7 protein-coding genes are annotated in these 20,120 nt (G+C 63.6%); all 7 read right to left on the reverse strand.

The genetic code is table 11. The annotated features are described in order from the left end of the window. Positions 1-39 precede the first annotated feature (39 nt). The 7 genes from INT12_RS23610 to INT12_RS23640 all read right to left on the reverse strand — a co-directional run bounded on the left by INT12_RS23610 (position 40) and on the right by INT12_RS23640 (position 19,706). Positions 40-744, reverse strand: coding sequence for an energy transducer TonB (locus INT12_RS23610; protein ID WP_017849148.1), 705 nt, complete (start codon positions 742-744; stop codon positions 40-42). Positions 745-747: 3 nt separating this feature from the next. Continuing rightward, complete coding sequence (locus INT12_RS23615) at positions 748-1,173, reverse strand: ExbD/TolR family protein (protein WP_017849147.1); 426 nt, start codon at positions 1,171-1,173, stop codon at positions 748-750. Between the two features lie 11 nt (positions 1,174-1,184). After that, positions 1,185-2,984 (reverse strand): DUF2341 domain-containing protein, encoded by a 1,800-nt coding sequence (locus INT12_RS23620; RefSeq protein WP_193059042.1) that lies wholly within the window; start codon positions 2,982-2,984, stop codon positions 1,185-1,187. Positions 2,985-3,008: 24 nt separating this feature from the next. Then, positions 3,009-4,595, reverse strand: a complete 1,587-nt coding sequence (locus tag INT12_RS23625) for a ShlB/FhaC/HecB family hemolysin secretion/activation protein (RefSeq protein WP_104902986.1) — start codon at positions 4,593-4,595, stop codon at positions 3,009-3,011. A gap of 59 nt (positions 4,596-4,654) precedes the next feature. Continuing rightward, entirely contained in the window at positions 4,655-5,248 is a 594-nt protein-coding gene (locus INT12_RS23630) for a transposase (RefSeq protein ID WP_046489232.1), read from the reverse strand. Between the two features lie 436 nt (positions 5,249-5,684). Beyond that, positions 5,685-18,305 carry a filamentous haemagglutinin family protein gene (locus tag INT12_RS23635; protein WP_193059043.1) on the reverse strand — a complete coding sequence of 4,207 codons (12,621 nt, stop codon included), beginning with the start codon at positions 18,303-18,305 and terminating at the stop codon, positions 5,685-5,687. Positions 18,306-18,533: 228 nt separating this feature from the next. Further along, a complete protein-coding gene (locus INT12_RS23640) occupies positions 18,534-19,706 on the reverse strand; it encodes a substrate-binding domain-containing protein (RefSeq protein WP_046489233.1) in 1,173 nt (390 codons plus the stop codon). Positions 19,707-20,120 lie beyond the last annotated feature (414 nt).

The following is a 20,120-nucleotide window of genomic DNA, read 5'->3' on the forward strand; positions in this document are numbered from 1 at the left end:
TAAGCAACTCCTGTAAAAAACTGCAAAAAATGGGTTCGATCAATCCGGACGCCGACCCTTGAGGGACAGGCGCACCGGCATGCTCACCGAGGCTGGAACGCGTTGCGCGGCATGCGGTACACGCAACGCCGCCAGCACCTGGGCGTCGGTCTCGCGGTCGCCGCTGGACTTGGCCAGCTCCACACGCGTGACCTGGCCCTCGGCGCTCAACCACACATCCGCCTGTACCGCGTAGGCCTTTTTGCGTAACTCCGGGTCTTCCCTCAGCAGGCGTTGAAACACCCCCGCCAGGTATTGCTTGTACGTGCCGGCACCCAGGCCACCGCCGCCGGAACCGGCCATGCCACCGCCCTTGCCCGCGCCGATGTTGAAGCCGTCATTGCCGGACTGCGCATCGCCATCAATCTGCATCGGGTTGGCCAAGTCATCGGCCGGCGAAGGCGGTGCTTCTTCCGCCGGCTTCACCTCTTCGGGCTCGGGCGTGGGCACCGGTTCGGGTACTTTTTCTTCCACCTGGGGCTCGGGTTCCTTGGGTTTTTCCGGCGGCGGTGGCGGTGGTGGCGGCAACGGGATAATGGTCGGCACCTTGGGTGCTTCGCGGCGTACCCCACTCATGTCATTGGCCCATTGCCAGAGAAACCAGGCGGCCACGGCGCCCAGCAGCAGGCCGGCGCCCCACTTCAGCGGGCGCAGCGGCGGCTTGTTCTTCACGGGCAACGGCGGCATCGGGATCTGTGCGGTCATGACTCAGCCCTGGCTCGGTTTGCCGGTGACCAGCCCGACCTGGGACAGCTCCAACCGCCGCAGCAGGTCGAGCACCTCGATCACCTTCTGGTACTGCACCGTGGCGTCGCCGCGCACGATCACCGGGAAATCCGGGTTCAGCGCTTTCTCGATGCGCAGGCGCTCCTCCAGCTCGCCGAGGGTGACCGGATAGGCATCGAGAAACACCTGGCCGCCGTCGTTGACGGAGATGGCCTTGGTCTTGGCCTCCGACAGCGACACCGAGGCGCTGGCCTTGGGCAGGTGAATCTGGATGCCCGAGACCTGGGCGGTGGCAGTGAGGATGAACATCACCAGCACCACCATCAGCACGTCCACCAGGGGCGTGATGTTGATGCTGTCGACGGCGGCATCGTCGTCATCGTCGTGGGAGGCATTTACGGAAGCCATGGCGATTCTCCTCAGGCCGAAACCGGCGCGTGGTGCGGCACGCGGTGCGCCGCGTCACTGAACTGGCTCTCGCCGTGCATCTCCGCCAGGCGTGTGATGAACTCGTCAACGAACACGCGCATGTCGGCGCTGACTTCCTTGTTGCGCGTGATCAGACGGTTGTAGCCGAACAGCGCGGGGATCGCGACGAACAGGCCCATGGCCGTGGCCAGCAAGGCCGCCGCCATGCCCGGGGCGATCGCATTGATATTCACGTCGCCGGCCATGGCCGTGCCGAGGAACACCACCATGATGCCCAGCACCGTACCCAGCAGGCCGATGTACGGGCCGCCGGCGATGGCGTTGGACAGCGTCGACAGTTTGGAACTGAGTGCCTGGTTTTCGCGGGTACGCACGCCGTCCATGGAGCAACGGATGGCTTCGATGGTGGCCGCCGACACCGATGAGGTGTCGGCGCCCTGGGCGCGGCGGGTGCGGATCTCCTTGACCGCCACGCAGTACAGGCGCCACAGCGAAGAATGGCTCAGGCGTTCGGCGAGTACGCTGTCGTCGTAGAACATTTCCAGGCGGGTGCCGATCTGCGCGAACTGCTCGCGAAACGCCTCGTTGGCACTGCTCACACGGCTGACCATGCGGTTCTTGCGAATCATGATGACCCACGACTGGAACATCATCGCCACCAGCACCAGGATGATCACCCAGGCATCCACCGGCACCGCGTTGAGCAGAAAGCCCAGGCTGCCGAAACCGAAGCCCGACTGTTCTTCATCCACGCCGTAAGCGACCAGTTTCGACTCGGCGCCCTGGGCACTCGCATCGGCCAGCAACACGGTCGCCGGGCGGGCCACCTTGGACAGGCGCAGCTCATCCATCGCCCCGGCAAACGGCAAGTGCGGGCCGGCTGCTTCCGGCAGATCGGCGCCGATCGCCAGTTGTGTATTGAACGCCGGCATCGCCACCGCCAGGCTCGCGGTTTCGCGGCCGTTGACATACAGCGTGACTTTTTCACCCTCGGCGGTGAACGCCAGGTGCTGCCATTGACCAGGGTTCAATGGCTGGGTCGAGACGGCGCGCTGGCCGTCGACTTCCACGAACGGCATGCCTTGGTTCAACCCGAGCAACAGGCTATGCGGAGCCTCACGCCGGGCGAGGACGATCTGCTCGCCGCTGGTCTGGTCCAGGCGCAGCCAGGCGCTGAATGTGAAGGCGCCACCGGCGGCATGTTGCAGCGACGGGCTGGCCGGCAACAGCAAGGGCTGGCCACTGAACTGCAAGGCCCGCCCGACCACGCCGTCGATGCTGCTGCCGGTGGCATTCAGCGCGGTGTTGGCGTAGGCCGTGGTGTCCCGTGGCGGTGTGCCGCTGGCCCCGTCAAAGTGATACAGCGCGGTGTAATTCGGGTCGAAGGTCAGCTGGCCGTTGGCGGTGGCCGGGGCCTTCTGGTTACCGTAGTACATCCACAGGTCCTGGCGCTGAGCGCCTTCGACCTTGGGCACATCGACCCAGATCAGCGCCATGCCCATCAGCGGGTCGAAGCTTTCGATCTGGTGGTTGAACACGGTCTTGTCATCGGCACCGACAAAGCGCAGGTCGCTGCCGTCATCCTTGACCCCGTCAAAGGTGAAGTTGCCGGTGTGCAGGCGCACCAGCAGCGCGGTGCGGCCCAGGGCCTGGTTGATCGCGGCGCCTTGGGCGGTGGTGTCCACGCTGATCTGTTTGCGGTAGTGCCAATCGTCCTGCCACCAGGCATGGGCGGTGGCCGGGAGCGCGAAGCCCAGGCAGATCAACAGGCTCAGGAATAGGCGTTGCATGGGAAGAATCTCCGGGGAAAAGGGTCAGAAGGTCGCCTGCACACTGAAGTGCAGTCGCGAGTCCTGTTTCTGGGTGTTTGGTCCGTCGAGCAGCGGGTAGCCCCAATCCAGGCTGCCGGACAACCATTTGCTCAAACTGGCGCGGGTGCCAAGGCCGACACTGGCCAGGCTGTATTCGTCTTCCTGCTCGGGCAGCGGGTCGTGCAGACGCAGGCGCGCGCCTTCGGCGAACGCGTAGAAGCGCCACTCCTGCACATAACTGCCGAGGAACTTGGCCAAAGACGGTGTGCGCAACTCCTGGGAGAGCAGCAACCCCTCATCCCCCGTGCGCTCGGCCGCCAGGTAACCGCGCACCGAGGTGGCGCCGCCAGCGGAATACTGCTCGTTGGACACCAGCGGTCCCGAGGCCAGCTGGAAGCCGGCCTTGGACGCCGACTGCCAGTCGTTGGCGAAGGTGTAGGTGTAATTGGCATCGCCCTTGAGCACGGCGAAACTCGGGCTGGAGTCCCAGCGCTTGGCACGGAATTCTTCGGCATCGCTGCCGTAGCCGAAGAACGCCCGGGTGCCCACCACCAGGTTCAACCCCAGGCCCAGCTGGGATTTTTCGCTGTAGCGGTAGCCGTTGTAGCCAAAGGTGAACGGGGCATACTTGAGCGGCACCTGGTCGCTGCTGGCGCCGAATTTCAGCTGTTCGTCGAAGTCCTTGAAGTCGATGCCGAAGGAGAACGAGTTGGCCCAGTTCCCGTCCAGCGGCAGGTTGTAGATCGCCGACACCCCGTAGGAATGGCCCTTGCCCAACACGTTGCTGCCGCCGATAGTGGCGATGTTGCTGTCGGACTGATAACCGGAAAACTGCAAGGTCCAGCGTTCATCCAACGGCGCGCTGTAGGAACCCGACCAGACCTTGGCATTCGAGCTGTCCTGGGGCGCGGTGAAATACGTCAGCGAGATGCTGTGGCCCAGTTGCCAGAGGTTGTCGTAGCCCAGGGTCGCGACCGAGCGCAGCTTCTCGGTGTCGGCGCTGTAGTCGTTGTTCAGGCCAATACTCGCGTGCCACGGATTCTGGTCTTCCACCTGCAAGTCGACGTCCATCGTGCCGGGGCGCTGCCCCTCGCGGACCAGCGGCGTGACCTGGCGCCCGGCACTGCGGTTGAGCCCGGCCAGCTGGGTTTGCACGCTGGCGAAATCCGGCACGGCGCCTTCCTTGAGCGCCGGTACTTCCTCGCGGATTTCCACCGGCGAGTAATGCTTGGCCCCCACCACCCGCACGCGGCCGACCTTGGTTTCGCTGACTTGCAGGTAGACGATGCCGTCATCGACCTTCTGCTCCGGCAGCTCCACAAACACCGATTGGTAGCCACGCGCCTGGTAGATCTTCTGCAGCGCGTCGCGGGCGCCTTCGATATCGTTCAGGGTCTTTTGCGGGCCGAGAAACGGGTACACCGCCTCTTCGATCGTTGCCGCATCGAGCACGGTATTGCCGCGCACGAAGTACTCGTTGACGTCCACCCGGCGCGCCGGGGCATCGCCCTCTTCGGCCAGCGCCGGCTGCACCAAGGTGCCCAGCGCCAGGCAACACAGCGCCAGCGTTGACTTGAACAGATGCTCCACACCGCCCCCTAAATATCTAAAATGTTGCGCCCTCGCCGATTGCACGGCGTTTGGCCTGCTCAATTGCGGGTTATCGAAAGTTGGCTGTGCCGTGCCAGCCAGGTGTGCAACAAGGCGAAGTTCAACGAGAACTCCGGCATGTGCAGCAAGGCGCCACAAAACACTTCACCGATGACGGTCTGGATCAATTGCACCGCCCGCGGGTTGCTCAACAGGGTGGCGATATCGCGCTGCAGCACCTGGATGCCCCACACCTTCTGGTGCAGGTCGAGGCCGACGAACCAGCGGAACAGCAGGTTGTAATTGAGCTGTTCGTGCAGTTGCTGTTCGCTGGGCACGGAGTACAGCAATTGCAGCAGCAGGATCTGCAACACGGTGCGCGGCGCGATCTGCATCCCGGGTGCGGGCTGCAGCAGGTCGTGGTGCCGGTCGAACACCGCATCGATCTGCGGGCGCAACAACACCAGCGAATGGCCGGCGGGGATGTAGCTGGAGACTTCCTTCAAAGCGCCCTGCCAATCGTCCTGCGAAACGATCCACACCCAGGGCGCGCCGTAGCGGTACACCGAAACCGGCTTCTTGCGCGCGGCTTCGACGATCTTCGACAGGCGCTGATCGAGCTCCTGCATGCCGACTTTCGAGTAACGTTCCATAGTTCCCATGTGCCCCACTCCTGGCGTCCTGCTGACGGCTGGGGAGACGACTTGTGGCCGCCTCCAGCGCGTTACATAGGCAAGACGGGCGTGGCCGGGCACTACCGAACTTTTGTCACGAAAGCTTCATTTTGGATTGAGTGGGGGGCATTTTTTGGGGAGGGGATGATCGGCTACATGTCCGGTTCTTTGGGTTCTGATCCATGGAGATATCTGATCCATGGAGATCAAAATGTGGGAGGGGGCTTGCCCCCGATGGCAGTGTGTCAGTCACTACATGCATGACTGATCCACCGCCATCGGGGGCAAGCCCCCTCCCACCCTTCCAGCCGAGTTAGCCATGAACCACCAGCCGGCTATTAGGCCGCCGCGCCAACAGCAAAAAAAACGGGGCAATCACTGATTGCCCCAAACGTACATCGAGAGGTCCTTCCACCTACAACGTGATCTGCTTGCGCTCCTCATCCGTCAACCGCGCACGCGCCTGTTCGCTCAGCGGCCCGGCGCCCAGTACCTGCACCGGGCTGTTGGGGTTGTACCCCGAGGTCTTCGGCTGTTCCTGCGGCTCGCGCTGCACCGGCTCGGAGCCAAAGCTCAACACCTCCACCGTCACGATCGACGCCCTGCCCTGCTTGGCCGCCGCCTGCTGGCTGCGCGCCGCGTCTTCCGCCGCCTGGGACGCCGCCGCCCCCGCCGCGCTGGCCGAGCTCATGGCGCCGGTATTGACGCTGGCCGTCACCGGCACCCCGGACGACTTGCCCTGGGTCTGGATGTTCGCCGCGTTGACCACATGCAAGGCGGCGATGTTGACGTTGCCCGAGACCCGAATGCCCGCCTCGCCCGCGTCGATGGTGCCGGCCGGAGCCAACAGGTCGATGTCACCGGCCGGCACTTCGGCGATCGGTGCCAGGGTGGCAATACCGGCACCGGCGCTTGGCACACTGGGTGACAAGGTCACGTTGCCCCAGGTGTCATAGAGCCGCTTGGGCGGTGTGTACAGCACGGTGGTTTTCGAGCCACGGCCGGCGTTGATGTCGCCTTCGTTGGACCAGGCGAGAATCGCCCCGCCAAAGGTGGTCATGATCCGGCTCTGGCCTAGCAGGATGCTGCCCCGGGAATACAATTGAATATCCCCGGCACCCTGCGTGAGGACCCCAGCACTGGCCGGCGGCACGTTGCCTTCAATCCCGAACACCTGCTGCCCGCCCGGGCTGAGCATCTGGATATTGCCGCCAAACAGGGTATGCACCCCGGCACCGCCGTACAGGGTGATGTCGCCGTTGTACACGATCGGGTTACCCGCCACGTCCTTGCTCGGCAACAGTGCGTTGATGGCCGCGCGGCTGCGGACAAAGCTACCGGAACGCGGGCCAGCGGCCAGGTTGTATTCGCGACCACCTTCGCGCACTTCGGCGAAGTACACCGAACGGGCGAAGATGCGTTGCTGCTCGGGGCCCAAGCCTGCAAAGTACGCCCGCGCCTGCTCGGCATCGCCGCTGAAGGCGTAGCGCTCGTTGAGCCATTGCAACAGTTCGGCCTCGTAGGTTTTCGCCACCTTGCCGGCTTGCGCGGCCAGCGCGACACCCTCGACCGCCTGATTAGCGCGGTCCAGGTAGGGCGTGACGAACTTCAGGTAATCCAGGCCGTTGAGCCCGACCCCGGCTTCCAGCACGATGGATGCCCCCGGACGGGAGTCGCCCACCGCCACCGGTCCCAGGCTGGTGATGGATGCTTTGTCGGCCATCAACAGGTTGCGCCCGGCACTGACTTCCAGGGTGCCGGGGCCGGCGACGTTGAAGCTGCTGTAGAGAATGTCGCGCCCGGCGGAAACCACTGACACGTCCTCAGGGCGGCTGTGAACGAACAGGTTGCCGCGGCTTTCACCCAAGTAATCGCCGTTGTAACCCAACAGTTTAGGAAGCACCGTCGACGAGCCCATATCGGTACCTGAACTGACAATGTCGCGCCCCGCCCGCATCCAGACCGGGCCTGCGGACTCATAGCGGACCTGGCCTTGACGCGGGCTGCCGAATGTCAGGATCTCACCGCTGCGCAACCCTACGATGTCGCCCTGCTGGGCATAAAACCTGGCCGGCTCTGCCTGGGAAGCCGGACGCGCAAGATCAGTCGCGCTGCGGAAGGCGAACAAGGAAAGGTCGTCCTGTATCGCGTCACTGCCCAGGTTGTTGACGACCAGGCTGAACCCATTCCTGCCGACAAAGGCTGGCGCGAACGGCGTCGGTATAGCACCCTGGCTGTCACCCGACTGGTTGACCGCATAACCGCTGGCGTAAATTGAGTCCCCGGCCAACATGGCCAATCGTCCTTTGCTCGACGGCGCCAATAACAGCGAATAAGCGGGATTGTTAGGCAGCGGGCCAGCACCCAGCGCGGATGCGCCGAGATAAATACTGCCATTGGCTGCTACCACGCCGAGCTTGGAGGGGAAGATGAAACGCCCGTCCGAACTGGAGTAGTTTTGCTCGGGCAGAGGATTCAGCTGGCCATTGGCGCTCAGCGACATGCTCTGCACGCTAGGCGTCAAACTGCCACCTGCGGAGAACAAGTCGATGGCGGTACGTTCGGTCCATAATGAGAACCATGTGGTGCCATTGCCATAAGCGCTACCGTTGTAACTGAACGCTTGGGTATTTTCGGTAGAGACGCGTCCAGGGTCGCCGGTCCCCGCCAACACCAGGTCACCTCGCGTCGACAGCGTGGCCGTGGCGTCGCCCAGCATCAAGGTGATCCCGCCCGTGGCCGTGCCCAGGCTTGCGGTGTACGGCGAGTAGGCTCGGCTTTCCTTGACATCCTGATCGTTACGCATACTGCCGTAATTCAAGGCAATGCCCCCCAGACTGCCTGCCTGCAGGTTCAAGGCGCCACGCAGGTTGGTCAGCACGCCATTGAGGCTGAGTGTTTGTGCCTTATAGTCGACTGATTGCAAGCTGGCGGTATTACTGCGGGTCGCACGAGCGTCCAGCCCAGGGTTCAAATCGCCTCCCATGCGTACATCCAGGTCGCCGCCCCCCGTCAACAGCAATTGACCGTCCACCACCCGCCCGGTACTCCCCACTGCCAACACCAGGCCTTCACTGCGCGGTGCTCTCAAGCCATCCACGGAGCCACGGCGCGTCTGCATGCCACCATCGCTGCCCAGGTCCAGGGTCAGATTGCCGCCCCCCAGCGTGCCGACACCGGTGAACCCCACCAGGCGTGGCAGCTGGTCTATCTGTGCAGCGTCGTCAAAATACCGGTTGGCAGTGCCGCTTTTGCCCTTTATATAAGTGCCAAAGTTGATCCACCAACTGGTCGGTATCGGGGTGACACCCGCCGTGCTGCCTGTGCCTTGGCGCCACAACCAGTTGCCCAGGTTCGCACTGTTGAGTTGGCTGCGACCGTCATTGTCCATTGGCCTATCTTGCATCGGCGTCCAGACAGCGCCCGTCAGGCTACCGCCGGTGCGCAGCAACACGTTGCCGCCGCCGTCGGGGTACCAGGCGGCGTAAGGGCTGGCGCTGCTTTCATCGACCAAGGCTTCATACGCCTTGGCCGCGCTGCCCAGCACCGTCCCATCCGCAGCGGTGACGCGAGCCTGGTTGAAGTCGGCGGCGGCACCACCTGCGCGAGACGCGCTGGACGCCCCTGCGGTGTACACGCCGTAGGGCGATTGCATTGAGACGTTGCCCGCAGCGATCAGATCCAGATCACCGGTGCCGGTGCGCAGCACACTGAAATGCTGACTCACGGGTGAAACCAGTTTGACCGGACCGACGATCACCTGCTCAGGGATTGCTGGAGTGGGTTCGCCCAAGGAAACGCACAGATCTGCGTCGCACGTGCTTTCGTTTTCGGGTGACACCGGCGCCCCGGGAGTAAAGCCAAACAACTCGGCTAAGTCGCTCCACACGTAGTTGACGCGCACGCACAAGTCCGGGCAAGAAGCCCACTCGGACTCCGGCACCGGAGTACCCGCCGTGACGCCGAACAGCTCGGCGGCAAAGTCACTCCAGTACCAGGCGCCGCCTGGCCGGGCCGGTTGCCCCGGGATGATGGTTTTACTGTGAGTCTCGTAAATGCCGTAGTGCGTGTCCGCCAGGGTCAGGTCGCCGGCAAAGGCCGGCTGGATAGAACGCGTGTCGGCCGCCTGGGTATCAGCACCGGACACCAGACGCAACGACCACGACTGCGAGCCTTCGGCCAACATCGGCGCCACAGCCCAGTTCTGGCGTGCCGTGGCGCCGGTCACGGTGCGCAACGGCACCGATATCGCGCCGTTCGGCAGTTTGACGTCCGTGCCATAAGGAATCAGCGCGCCAACCTTGAGAGCCAGGTTCACAGCCAGCAAAACACCGTCGGTCGCACTGCCGATCAGCACCCCTCGGCTGGGTAACGGCACGCCGGCCGGCCAGGTCATCGCGCGCAGGGCGGCAGCGCCCGCCAATACGGTGCCGGCGTCCAGTCGTGTATCGGCAGCGAGCACCACAGGTTGTTGCAACAACGTGCCGGCGGCATACAGCAGGTTGCCGGCGCTGTCGCGCACCGCCGCGCTCAACACGGTATTGGCCGGCAGGGTCAGTGGCGCATCGAGGATGCCCTGCGTCGGCAGCACAGTGCCTTGCGCCAGCGTGGTGGCCTGGATCGGTAACGAGTAGTTGAGGGTCTTGCCAGTGGGGAATGCACTGCCCTCTGCCAGCACCACACCAGGGCCGGGCACTATCACATCGCTGCCGAACCCTTGCAGGCCGGGGGTCAGCACCCAGCCGTTGTCGTCCGGGGTGGGCGGCGGCGGGGCAAAACCGTCGTTGATGCTGCCGTAGACGTCCAGATTGCCACCGGCACGCACCACCAGGCTGCCGACCTCGCCCGAACCATACACCAACGTCTTCGGCGTATTGCGGTTGAGGCTGGCATAGCGCATGCCCGACAGGTCCAGGTCGCCACTGACCACCACATCGCCTTCGGCGACGATTTCCACGCCTGGGCGCAGGTGGAAGGCGTCGGCGTAGCGGCTGTTGTTCAAGCCCGCCAGCTTGCCTTGCGTCAACCCGAGGTTGTTCAAGGCATTGTTGATAAAGGTTTCACTGAGCGCGTGTTTTTTATTCAGGTAATCCTGATCGATCATCTGATACGGCCGGCCACTGACCGACGGCTCAACGCCGGGCGGCGCATCGGTGTAACGGGCGACGGCGTTCAGCGCGATGGAGCGAGCGCCAAGGATATCGACGCGCCCGCGCGCATCGATGGCCACATCATTGGCATTCAGCCGGGGGGCATTCAGTTCCAGGGTGCCACGGGCCAGGCCGTCGTATTGCCCCGGGCCACGGCCCAGGACCGCAGCCATGCCGTGGCGCACGTCGATACGCGCGCCATCGGCCAAGGTCAATTGACCGTCACCGCTGTTGAGTTCAACCATCGCCCGGTTCGGCGCATCGATGATTTTGCCGTAGCTGTCGACCCGCAACGCCGTACCGTGGGCATCCAGCACCGCACTGCCGGCGAGGGTCAGACCCTGCTTGCCGGCCAGGCGGATACTGCCGACCCGCTCACCACTGGCGTCGATAGTGCCCACCACCGTCAAACTGCCGTTATCCACCGAGACGTTGACCTGATTGGCCTTGAGTTCATCGCCGATAACCAGGTTGCCCTGCTTGAGCTGGAAGCTGCGCGAACCCCACACCTGTCCCTGGTTCAAGCGTTGGTTCAACGCGGCGAAATCCCCCATCTGCTGCGCACGAATGTCCACCCCGCCCGCCTGGTACGGTACCAGGGTGCCACCGGCATCGTAATAGCCGCTGCTACCGGCGCGGATCTGCCCTGGCAAGTCGACCTGCCCTGCTCCGGCGTCCACCGCCACGGCTTTGAGCAGGCCACCTTGGTTGTATCGGGCTGACAGGTCGACGAGCGCACCTGCCGCCTGATAAATGTTGCCGTGGCGGCTTTCCAGGCTGACGTCACCGCCCCAACTGTATTTGCTCACGTCGTTGTTCCGCACGGTGCGACCACTGAGGTCCAGACGCGAAGAGGCGCCCAGGGTCAGCGCTTCATCGGCGCTGAGGGTCAGCTTGCCGCTGGGCAACACCACCGCCGTATCGACCGCCACGCTGCGCCCGGACAGCAATAACTCGGCGCCCAACGCGTCGATGGCCGTCGCATCCGCCGGGGCCGCACCGTTGGCCGGGGCCACTACGGTCACTGCGCCACCGGCGGTGATCCGGTTGATCGAACCGGCTTCACCGGTCAACAACGGCGCGGTGATGGTCAAGTTGCCGCCACTGTAGGCAAAGCCCTTGCCCGCTTCATAAGCGCCCTGGGACTGATGCACCGCCAGGCTGCCTTTGTGGTTGGCCGTAATGCGTTCGTCGGCGTTGAGGTGGACATTGGCAAAGCCCAGGGTCATGCGGCCATTCTCGGTCAGGCCATCGGGCTGGGCGTTGCGGCCATAGCCGAATTCGATGCGCCGAGCCTGCAGCTCCAGGGTGCCGCTGCCAGTGCCCGCGCCTTGGTTGATCACGGCCGGCGGCGCACTGGTATCGCCTCCCCACACCAAGGTGCCGGTCTGGATCAACGCCACATCCGCCGCGTTGCCATAGCCATAGATCGCCGGAGTCGTCAGTAACAGTTCATCCAGCAGTGACTTACCCGAGCTGTCGAGGGTGCTCAGGGTTGCGCTGCCATAGAAGTTCAAGGATTGCCCAGCTGTCAGTGCCAGGCTTTTCAGGGCCGGTGCGCCGCGTGAGGTATCGCCGCGCAACAGACGATCCATCACTTGCTGATTGAGGGTCAAGCCCGACGGCAACACGCCGCGCGCGGCTGCCTCGGCCAACGCCTCCGGGCTGCCGACGTTGATCCCACCCACCGCCAGCGCCAGATGACGGGTGCCGTAGCGCACACCGTCACCCAAGGCAAAGCGGTTGGTGGTGGCAAAGGCAATCGAGCCCTCGGAATACAGTGACGTTTCACCGCTGCAAGCCCCTGGATTGCACTGGCCGATCAGGATGCTGCCTGGTCCTCTATTATTGTCGCCAGCGGTTGGGGCCAGCATCTGCAAGCGCCCGTTGGACACTGCCAGGACACTATGAGCGCCTGGTCGATAGATAAAACCATCATCCGAGTCATAGGCAGCCTTGCCGAGCCCCAGGGTGTTGATCGACGCACCTTGTTCGATCTCAATGGCGCCCGAGGACGTACCCGTCATCAAGAACACTTCCGGCGCCGCCAAGCTCGCCCCCTGACGCACAATCACCGAGTTCGCGCTGGATCCTGTGTCGAACCCGACGAAATTACCACCCTGGCCGTACATCACCGTCGTCAAGCCGCCCACCACCAAACGGGCGGCCCCCAAGGCATTCAAATCGCTGGCGCGTACCGCCACCGTCGACGGTGTGGTACTGGCTTGGGCAGTGTCAGAAATCACCTCGATGGCGTTGCCCTGCACCGCTACAGTGGCACCGAATCCACCCTCCGCGGGTTTAAAACGCCCCTCGCCATCAAAGGTGAACCCCACGTCTTTTTGACCGGCGATCAGTTGCAACTTCAGGGTTTTGGCGTCGGCTTCAAGGGCCGCACGCGGGACGCCCAGGCGCGCGGCGTCAGCGCGCACGAAGTCTGCGTAACGGGTTTCGTTGTACTGGGAATACCGGCGCAATACCGCCGCCGGCGTGACGATCACCTGGCTCGACAGGCTGTCGCGAATGCCGGTGTGGGCAATCGACAGGAAGCCCTCGGTTGACCAGGAACCGTTATTCATGGCCGAAGCGTTCGGCATCGAACCTGCGGCAAACGCCGTTGCCAAGCCGTTGATCTCGACCCGAAACGCCCCAGGCAACAAGGCGTAACTAGACGGCAGCAAGGTGTAGGTCCCCGCCGGCAAGCCTGGAACCCCGGCACCGATACTGATTTGTTGCCCCACCAGCGGCTGGGTCGCACCCGGCTCGCCACCGCTGGGCGCGACTCCCGGCTGGGCGCCGGGAACAATCGCATAGATCGGGTTGGTGGCCAGCCCCGGCAAGGTAAAGCGCCCGTCCGCACCGATTTGCACCAACGGGTTGTAGCGCGCATCGGTGGAGCCGCCGCGCCCGGAGACAAACGCCGCGCCGAGCAACTCACCGCCACCGGCAAGGTCCAGCACCGCGCCCTGCTGCACATTCAGCGAGCGCCCGACCAATTGCATACCAACGGCCAGACTGCCCGTGTTATAGGTGCCGCCGACGCCCAGCAACTCCACCTGTTTGCCGTTGTACTGCCAGGTCACGCCGTCGACTGTCCCGCCATACGGCAGCACCAGGCCACCGGCGCTGACGGAGGTCAGGCTGCCAGGCAACAGGTTGATCACTTTGGTGGAACGGACGATGCCGCCATCCATGCCCAGGGTCAGCACGCCCATGGGCGCCCGCAACACGCCGCCTTGTTCGATGGTCGAGGCACTCAGCAGTAAGCTGCCAAACACTGAATAAGGTTGCGCCGGGGCCTCACTGCCGACCCGGCCGATGCGCAAGGTGCGTGTCGGGTCAAAGTCGCTGTTAGGCCCCGTGTAGCCGGCCGTGACCTCGGCAACGGCCCCCGTAGCCGGGTAAATCTGCGCCGCCGTCAGGCTCAAGTCGGCCTGGGTGGTCAAGGCGGTTTTAGTATTGTTCGCGCTGCGGGCCAGAAAGCGCATATCCCCCAGGCTGACCAACTGGGCCTGATCGAAGGCGCGTCGGTCAATGCCGTTGGCCAACGCCTTGGAGCGCTCGGCATGGGCACCGAAGTTGAGGCTATCACGCACATCCAGCACGTTTGCCGCTTCAACCCTCAAGAGCCCGGCTGTACCCTGCGTGGAAACGCCACCCTGGACCGTCGGACGAACGGCGCCGTCACTGCCCTGGCTGTTGTTGCCAACCCCGGCCAGGCGTACATAAGGCGCCGCCAGGAGCACCTGGGACTGTCGGGGCGCGCCATCCGTCAACGCCATGGCCCCGGAATACAGGCTCAGGCTCTGCCCCAGACGCAGGGACACGTCACCGTCGAAGCTGATCAGACCATTGCTCAACAGCGACAGGTTATCGAAGCCGCCGGCGTCGACCTGGCTGACCGTGAGCCGGCCATGACCGTAGACCAGGCTGCCCGCGGCCGATTCGGGGGTGCTGCCGGCGGGCAACGGCACGCCCGGATCGGCGGCACTGACAATCAATTCACGGGCTTGCCGCACGCGAGCCGCGGCTGATTCGGCGTACAGCGGCGTTTCCAAGGCCAGGCTCAGGGAACCACCCGCCGCACCGGCACCACCGCTGCCGGCCTTGAGCGTACCGTCGAGGTACACGCCGGTGTTGGATGCCAGGGAGATGTTGCCGCCACGGCTGGCGATCACGCTCGGGCCGGCACCGTCCAGGTCCAGCACCGCCTGGCTGCCGGAAGCGTCAAGGCGCGCGCCTTCGCGCACCACCACAAACAGGTTGGCGGCGGAAGCGATCCCGGTGGCCGGGTCGATCACCCCGCCAATCACGATAGTGCCGCCCTGGCCGACCGTACCGTAGCGCCGGCCGAGACTGTCCACTGCGGTGAACGCCCGCCCGGCCACGTCCAGTACTGCGTGTTCACCGATCCAGATCGAACGGCCATGGCCCTGGTTTTCAACGCCATCGGCCACGTTGGGTTGCACGCTGACGGCGCCCAGCGTGATGCTGCCACCCCAGGCATTCAGGCTGCCATCCACGGTCAACTGGCCAATGCTGCGTAGACTGATCGCTTGACCCGGATCAACCTCAATCCGCGCGCCCTGGCCGATGCGCAGTTGCGCCGACGCCATCTGCGCCGCTGTCGACAACAACGTACCGGCTTGCAAGCTCATGCTCGCGCCTTTGCGGGGGGTCAACAGGCCCTTGGTGGGGTTTTCCTGATACTGCGGCGGGGTCCAGATCTCCAGCGCAGTGCGTGGCGCTGCACCGCTCGCCACGCTTTGTGCGTTGTCATTGAGGCGGTACACCGGGGTTGTCACGGCAAGCTGGGTGCCATCGGCGACCACCAGACCTTCATTGCCCGTAATGTCATAGGCGCCAAAGCCCTTATTGAAGAACCCACTGCCGAGCTGCAACGTCCCGGTACCTGGGGTAACCGCCGAATCGCTGATCAGCACCTGGCCGGCCTGCACACTCAGGCGCCCGCCGCCATTGACCCCATACCCGAGCAACTCACCGTCGAGGGCCAGGCTGCCTCGGCTGTCGCCACTATTGGCGTTGGCCGCGAGCGTCAGGTCACCACCCTTGCCGCCAGTGAGCTGGCCCTTGGCATCCAGGGCTGCGCCGGATGACACGTCGACCTGGCTACCTGCCGCCAGGGTCATATCACCGCTACTGCGCAACGCCACGCTGCCGCCGTTGAGATAGGGCAAACGGCTGCCATCGCCGGTGCCCAGCCGCTGATTGCTCCACAGGCCGCTGGCATCCAGGGACACGCCGTTGTTCACCGTCAGGCTGCCACGCCCACCGAGGGTCACATCGACTTTGCCGGCGGGGGTGATCTGCGTTTGTACGTTACCCAGTTGCAGGCTGCCGGAATGCGCGGTCAGGTTGGCATTGACCTCGATTTTCGGAGCAAACAGGGTGATGTCGCCGGCTGCGGCCACCTCCAGCGCACCGTTGACCAGAATCGAACCGGTGCTGGCGATTTTGATCGTGCCCAGCTCCGTCGCGTTCAAGGCATCGGTGTCCAGATAGAGCGTGGACACCCGATCAGCCGGCAGTGCGGTGGTCAAGTCCAGACCTGCGGCGATAGCCGCCGCCCGCTGCCCGAGCACGACGTTTTTCACGGTGCTGGCATCCGCCCCCAGGGCGTACTGCAACGTGGCGCTGTCCTTGACGTAATACGGCACGTAACTACCGACCACGAATTGGGCACCGCGGGCCACGGCTTTTTGCGACTGCAAATAACCGTCCAGGCCTTTTTGCGCGGCCTGGGTCTGGCGTTCGCCCTGATAGGTGTCACCCACAACCTGGCCCTCCAGAACCGCACTGGCGGTACTGACGACCAGGCGTCCGGCATCGCGCCCTACGGTGTAGGCACCTTCTGAACGCTCACGCGGGGCGATCAAGGGGTTGTAGTAATACTCGGTCACGCCCCAGCGCTGGCTGTGGTCCTCATAGCCTTTGTAAATCCCGCTGTAGAGCAAGTCCCCCGGCGCGGTGGACAGTTCATACAAACGCCCGTCAGGCCCTTTGAGCCAGGTTTGCTGGACCTTGCCCGCCTGCACATCGAGGGTGCCGCCGGACAAGTTGATCTGCGAACCCTGTTGGGTCACCACGTCCTTACCGCTGAAGGTCACCGTACCGCCCTGGGCCATCCACTCGCCAATGCCGTGGTTACGGGTGCCCAAATAACCGCCCACTTCCAGAAGGCCGCCTGCGGTGTACCAGCGGTCGGTGGCATAGCCATTGGTGCCAGCCGCGACAAAAATCAAGTCGCGGACATCCACCCACACATCGTTGTTATTCAGGGACTTGTCGTCGCGATTGACCGCCGCATCGCGCTGCTCGTTGCCTTGGATATTGACCTTGACGCTATTGGACGCCATCGACACCTTGACCCCGGTGGCGCCGGACACGTCGATCACCGCGCCGTCGCGCACCAGGGTGCGCTGCGCAGCCTTGATACCGACTTGGCCGCCAGTGGCCAGGGTCACGGAACCGCTGCGAAAATCCACCGTGCCGTCGCTGGTGATTTCCACCAGGGACTGGTCACGGCGGTAGGTATCGGCCGGCACAATGTTGCCGTTCTGATCAAGCGACGGCGTCATCAGCCCAGCGCGCTGGCTGTCGAGGGCGCTGCTGCTGTCGAGCAAAATCGCGCTGAGGCTGCCCTCGCCCAGGGTCACGCTAGCGTTGTTGCCCGTGCCCTTTACATGCAGGGTACCCCGGGCTTCCACCGACGAACTGGCAAGTAACACGCCGTTTTGCAACACCTGCTGGCCGGCCAGGGTGATGTCACCGGTAGAGGCCTGAATCAGCCCGCTGTTGCTGACCTTGCCGTTGCCGGTGACGCTGACTTCATTGCCCCGCGTGGTGGACGCGACATTGCCATCGGTGCTGTAGCCCTTCTTGATCACAAAGCTGTCGCCCGCCGCCAGGGTGGTCTGGCCTCGCGCGGTGGAAATGGTCCCGGCGTTCTCCACCTCTTTGCCGAGCAACAGCACATAACCGCCGCCCGCAGTGGAGGTGGCGGGCACCTGGGTCTGGATCTGCGCGCCACGCTCGACCGTCACCTTGCCGGCGGCCTGGGTGAATCCGGGCGCGCTGTTGCTTGAACTGTACAGCCCCTTGGCGGTGAATTGCTCATCGCTGAAGCCCGTGGCGGCAGCCACCAGGTTGCGCACGTTGACCTGGCTGCTGCCGCTGAACACGACGCCGTTGCTGTTGAGGATCAGCACCGTGCCGTCAGCTTTGAGAGCCCCTTGGATCTGGCTCGGCGCCGTGCTGTTGTTGACCTTGTTGAGCGCGGCCCAATCGCTGTTCTGTTGGAACTGCACGGTGGTGTTGCGACCGATGTTGAAGGTGTCCCAATTGAGGATCGCCTTATCGGCCGTTTGCTTGATCGAGACCAGCGTCTTGCCGTTGGCATCGGTTTGCACCGGCCCCTCGGCGTTGACGAACAGCGGCTTGCCATCCGCGCCGATCACCACATTCAAGCCGTTGCCGCCCAGACCGTTATGGATCGTCTCCGGCCCCGCGCTGGCGTTATTGCGGGCAGCGGCCTGCGCCGCCTGTTGCGCGGCAATTGCGGCGACGCTGGTGTTGAGGGTCTGAAAGGAGCGTTGCAACTGCTGACCAAGCGCCTGTTGCTGGGCCAACGGCGGCGGCGTTCCCGGCGACGTCGCGCCAGGGCGTGCGCCGCCATCGACCTGCGTCACGCCCTTGGCGGCAAACCAACCCGAACTGAACGCATGGGGCTGCGCCGCGTGGGCACCGCCGGTAAACACCAGCAGTGCGATCACATGGGCCAGGGGTTTAAGGCGCAACACCGGTTGACCGGCAGTGGCAGGCACGTTGGCAGCGCGGTTGGCAGGCAGCTTCAGACGGGAACGCATCACTTACAGGTCCTTTTGACGGGGCAGGCGAACGACGGGCGCGCGAACACTGCGCGGGCACGTGTTGTGGTTATTGCTTAAGGCGGTTGCCGAGGGGTGCGACCGAACTGATGTCACACAATGTTCATACAACGCGGTTCAACTGGCGGGTCGCGATGCACAACGACAAAACCGGCAATGACGCGAAGTCATTGCCGGTTGTGGGGCCAACCCTGTCGAGACGGGGTGTTACAGCGGACGACCGATACCGTTGCAGGTGTTGGTGTCGCCGATGCGCAGCGAGCTGGTGGTGGCAACGAAGTTGTCGTAGACCGCTTTCTGCCAGGTGGTGGACAACGGAATGAACGAGTGGCTGCTGATAGCCGCGTTATTCACGCCGGTGTAGTGACGTTTCAGGAAAGTCTGGATGCGGATGTTGTCAGTGGAGTCTTTGTAGCACTGGCTGAAGACCAGGTTGGTGTAGCCGACGATGGGGTAGCCCGCAGTCGGGTTGGCAAACGTAGGGACCCAGTTCAACGGGTCGGCGGCGGCGGTGGAACCGACGGCCGGTGGCGCAATAGTATCGAGAGAAGCTTGAACGTTCACTTCAGTCGGCAGGAAGCCATTGACCGAGGCAACGGCGGCGGCGCTGTTGAACGCTGCGTAGTCAGGGCTGACGTAACCGATGGCACCATTGTTATTGGTGATAGCAGTGGCGACACCTTGACTGCCGGTTACAGCGAGGTAGCTTGAACCGACCGGAGCGCTGGTGGCTGGGTCAAAGCCGATGGCGGTGACGAAGCTGTTGCTGACATTCGGTACCGATGCGGGTTTTACCGCTTTGAGGTGGTTGGTAAAAATCTCGGTGGTACCGCTGGTTTCCTGACGGTAGACCACTTTGATCTGCAGGTCTGGACCGGCAGCCCCGTTGAATTGCACGTCTTTCCAGTTAGTGATCTTGCCGGCGAAGATATCGGCCAACTGAGCACTGGTGAGCTGCAGCGAGGTTTTACCGTCGATGTGGTAAGGCACGGTCACCGAAGTGGCTTCAGCCGGGACTTGAACCAGCGGGCCATAGGCGGCGCGGCCTTTAACGGTGTCAGCGTTGTAAGCAGCCAGTTCCGCGGCGCTCACCACCGAGTCGCTACCGGCATAATCAATGGTAATACCCGCGGCCAATTTCAGCTTGGTCGAATCGTTACCGAAGAACGCCTTCTTGCCGTCGCCGCTGCCCACACCGATGTAGGGGCTAAAACCTGGAATGCTGGCAGAGAGGATGCCGGTAGCCGTCGTCGATGTGGCAGTGCTGCCGTAGAGTTTTTCCGGCAAGGTGGCCCCGCCACCGACCACTGCGGCCATGGATTGGGCCGAAGCCAGTGCTGCAACTGCCAAAGAGGCCGCGATCATAGTGCGCTTAAACATGAAGAATCTCCTTTCGTCGTGTTTGTACGTTTGAGGTAGATGGCTCTTGCATGACGCCATGGCTCCGGTCCCAAGCCGTGTCTCGGGGGTGGCTGCGGGTGAGGCCATGGCTAGAGAATTTCGCAGCTTCCGATGACAGCTAAGGGAAAAAACCTCGGGAGGAAGGGCTTGATTTTTAAAAAGATTCTCGGGTGTTTTGGTCATGGTTTTGAGCGGTTTGGAGGCAGGTGACAGCGCGGTTTCAGTGGGGGTTTCGTCAAGGCGGCGTAGGCTGCGGCGAGGGGCTTGGCTGTGACGAAACGATGAACCCGAGGTTGCGGGCTGGCGGTATCGGCCCACCCCAAAATCAACTGAACAGGTAGGGTCCAATGTGGGAGGGGGCTTGCCCCCGATGAGGGAGTGTCAGCCAAAGAT

It is taken from the genome of Pseudomonas sp. K8 (assembly GCF_014889455.1).
In the GTDB taxonomy this organism is placed as follows: domain Bacteria; phylum Pseudomonadota; class Gammaproteobacteria; order Pseudomonadales; family Pseudomonadaceae; genus Aquipseudomonas; species Aquipseudomonas veronii.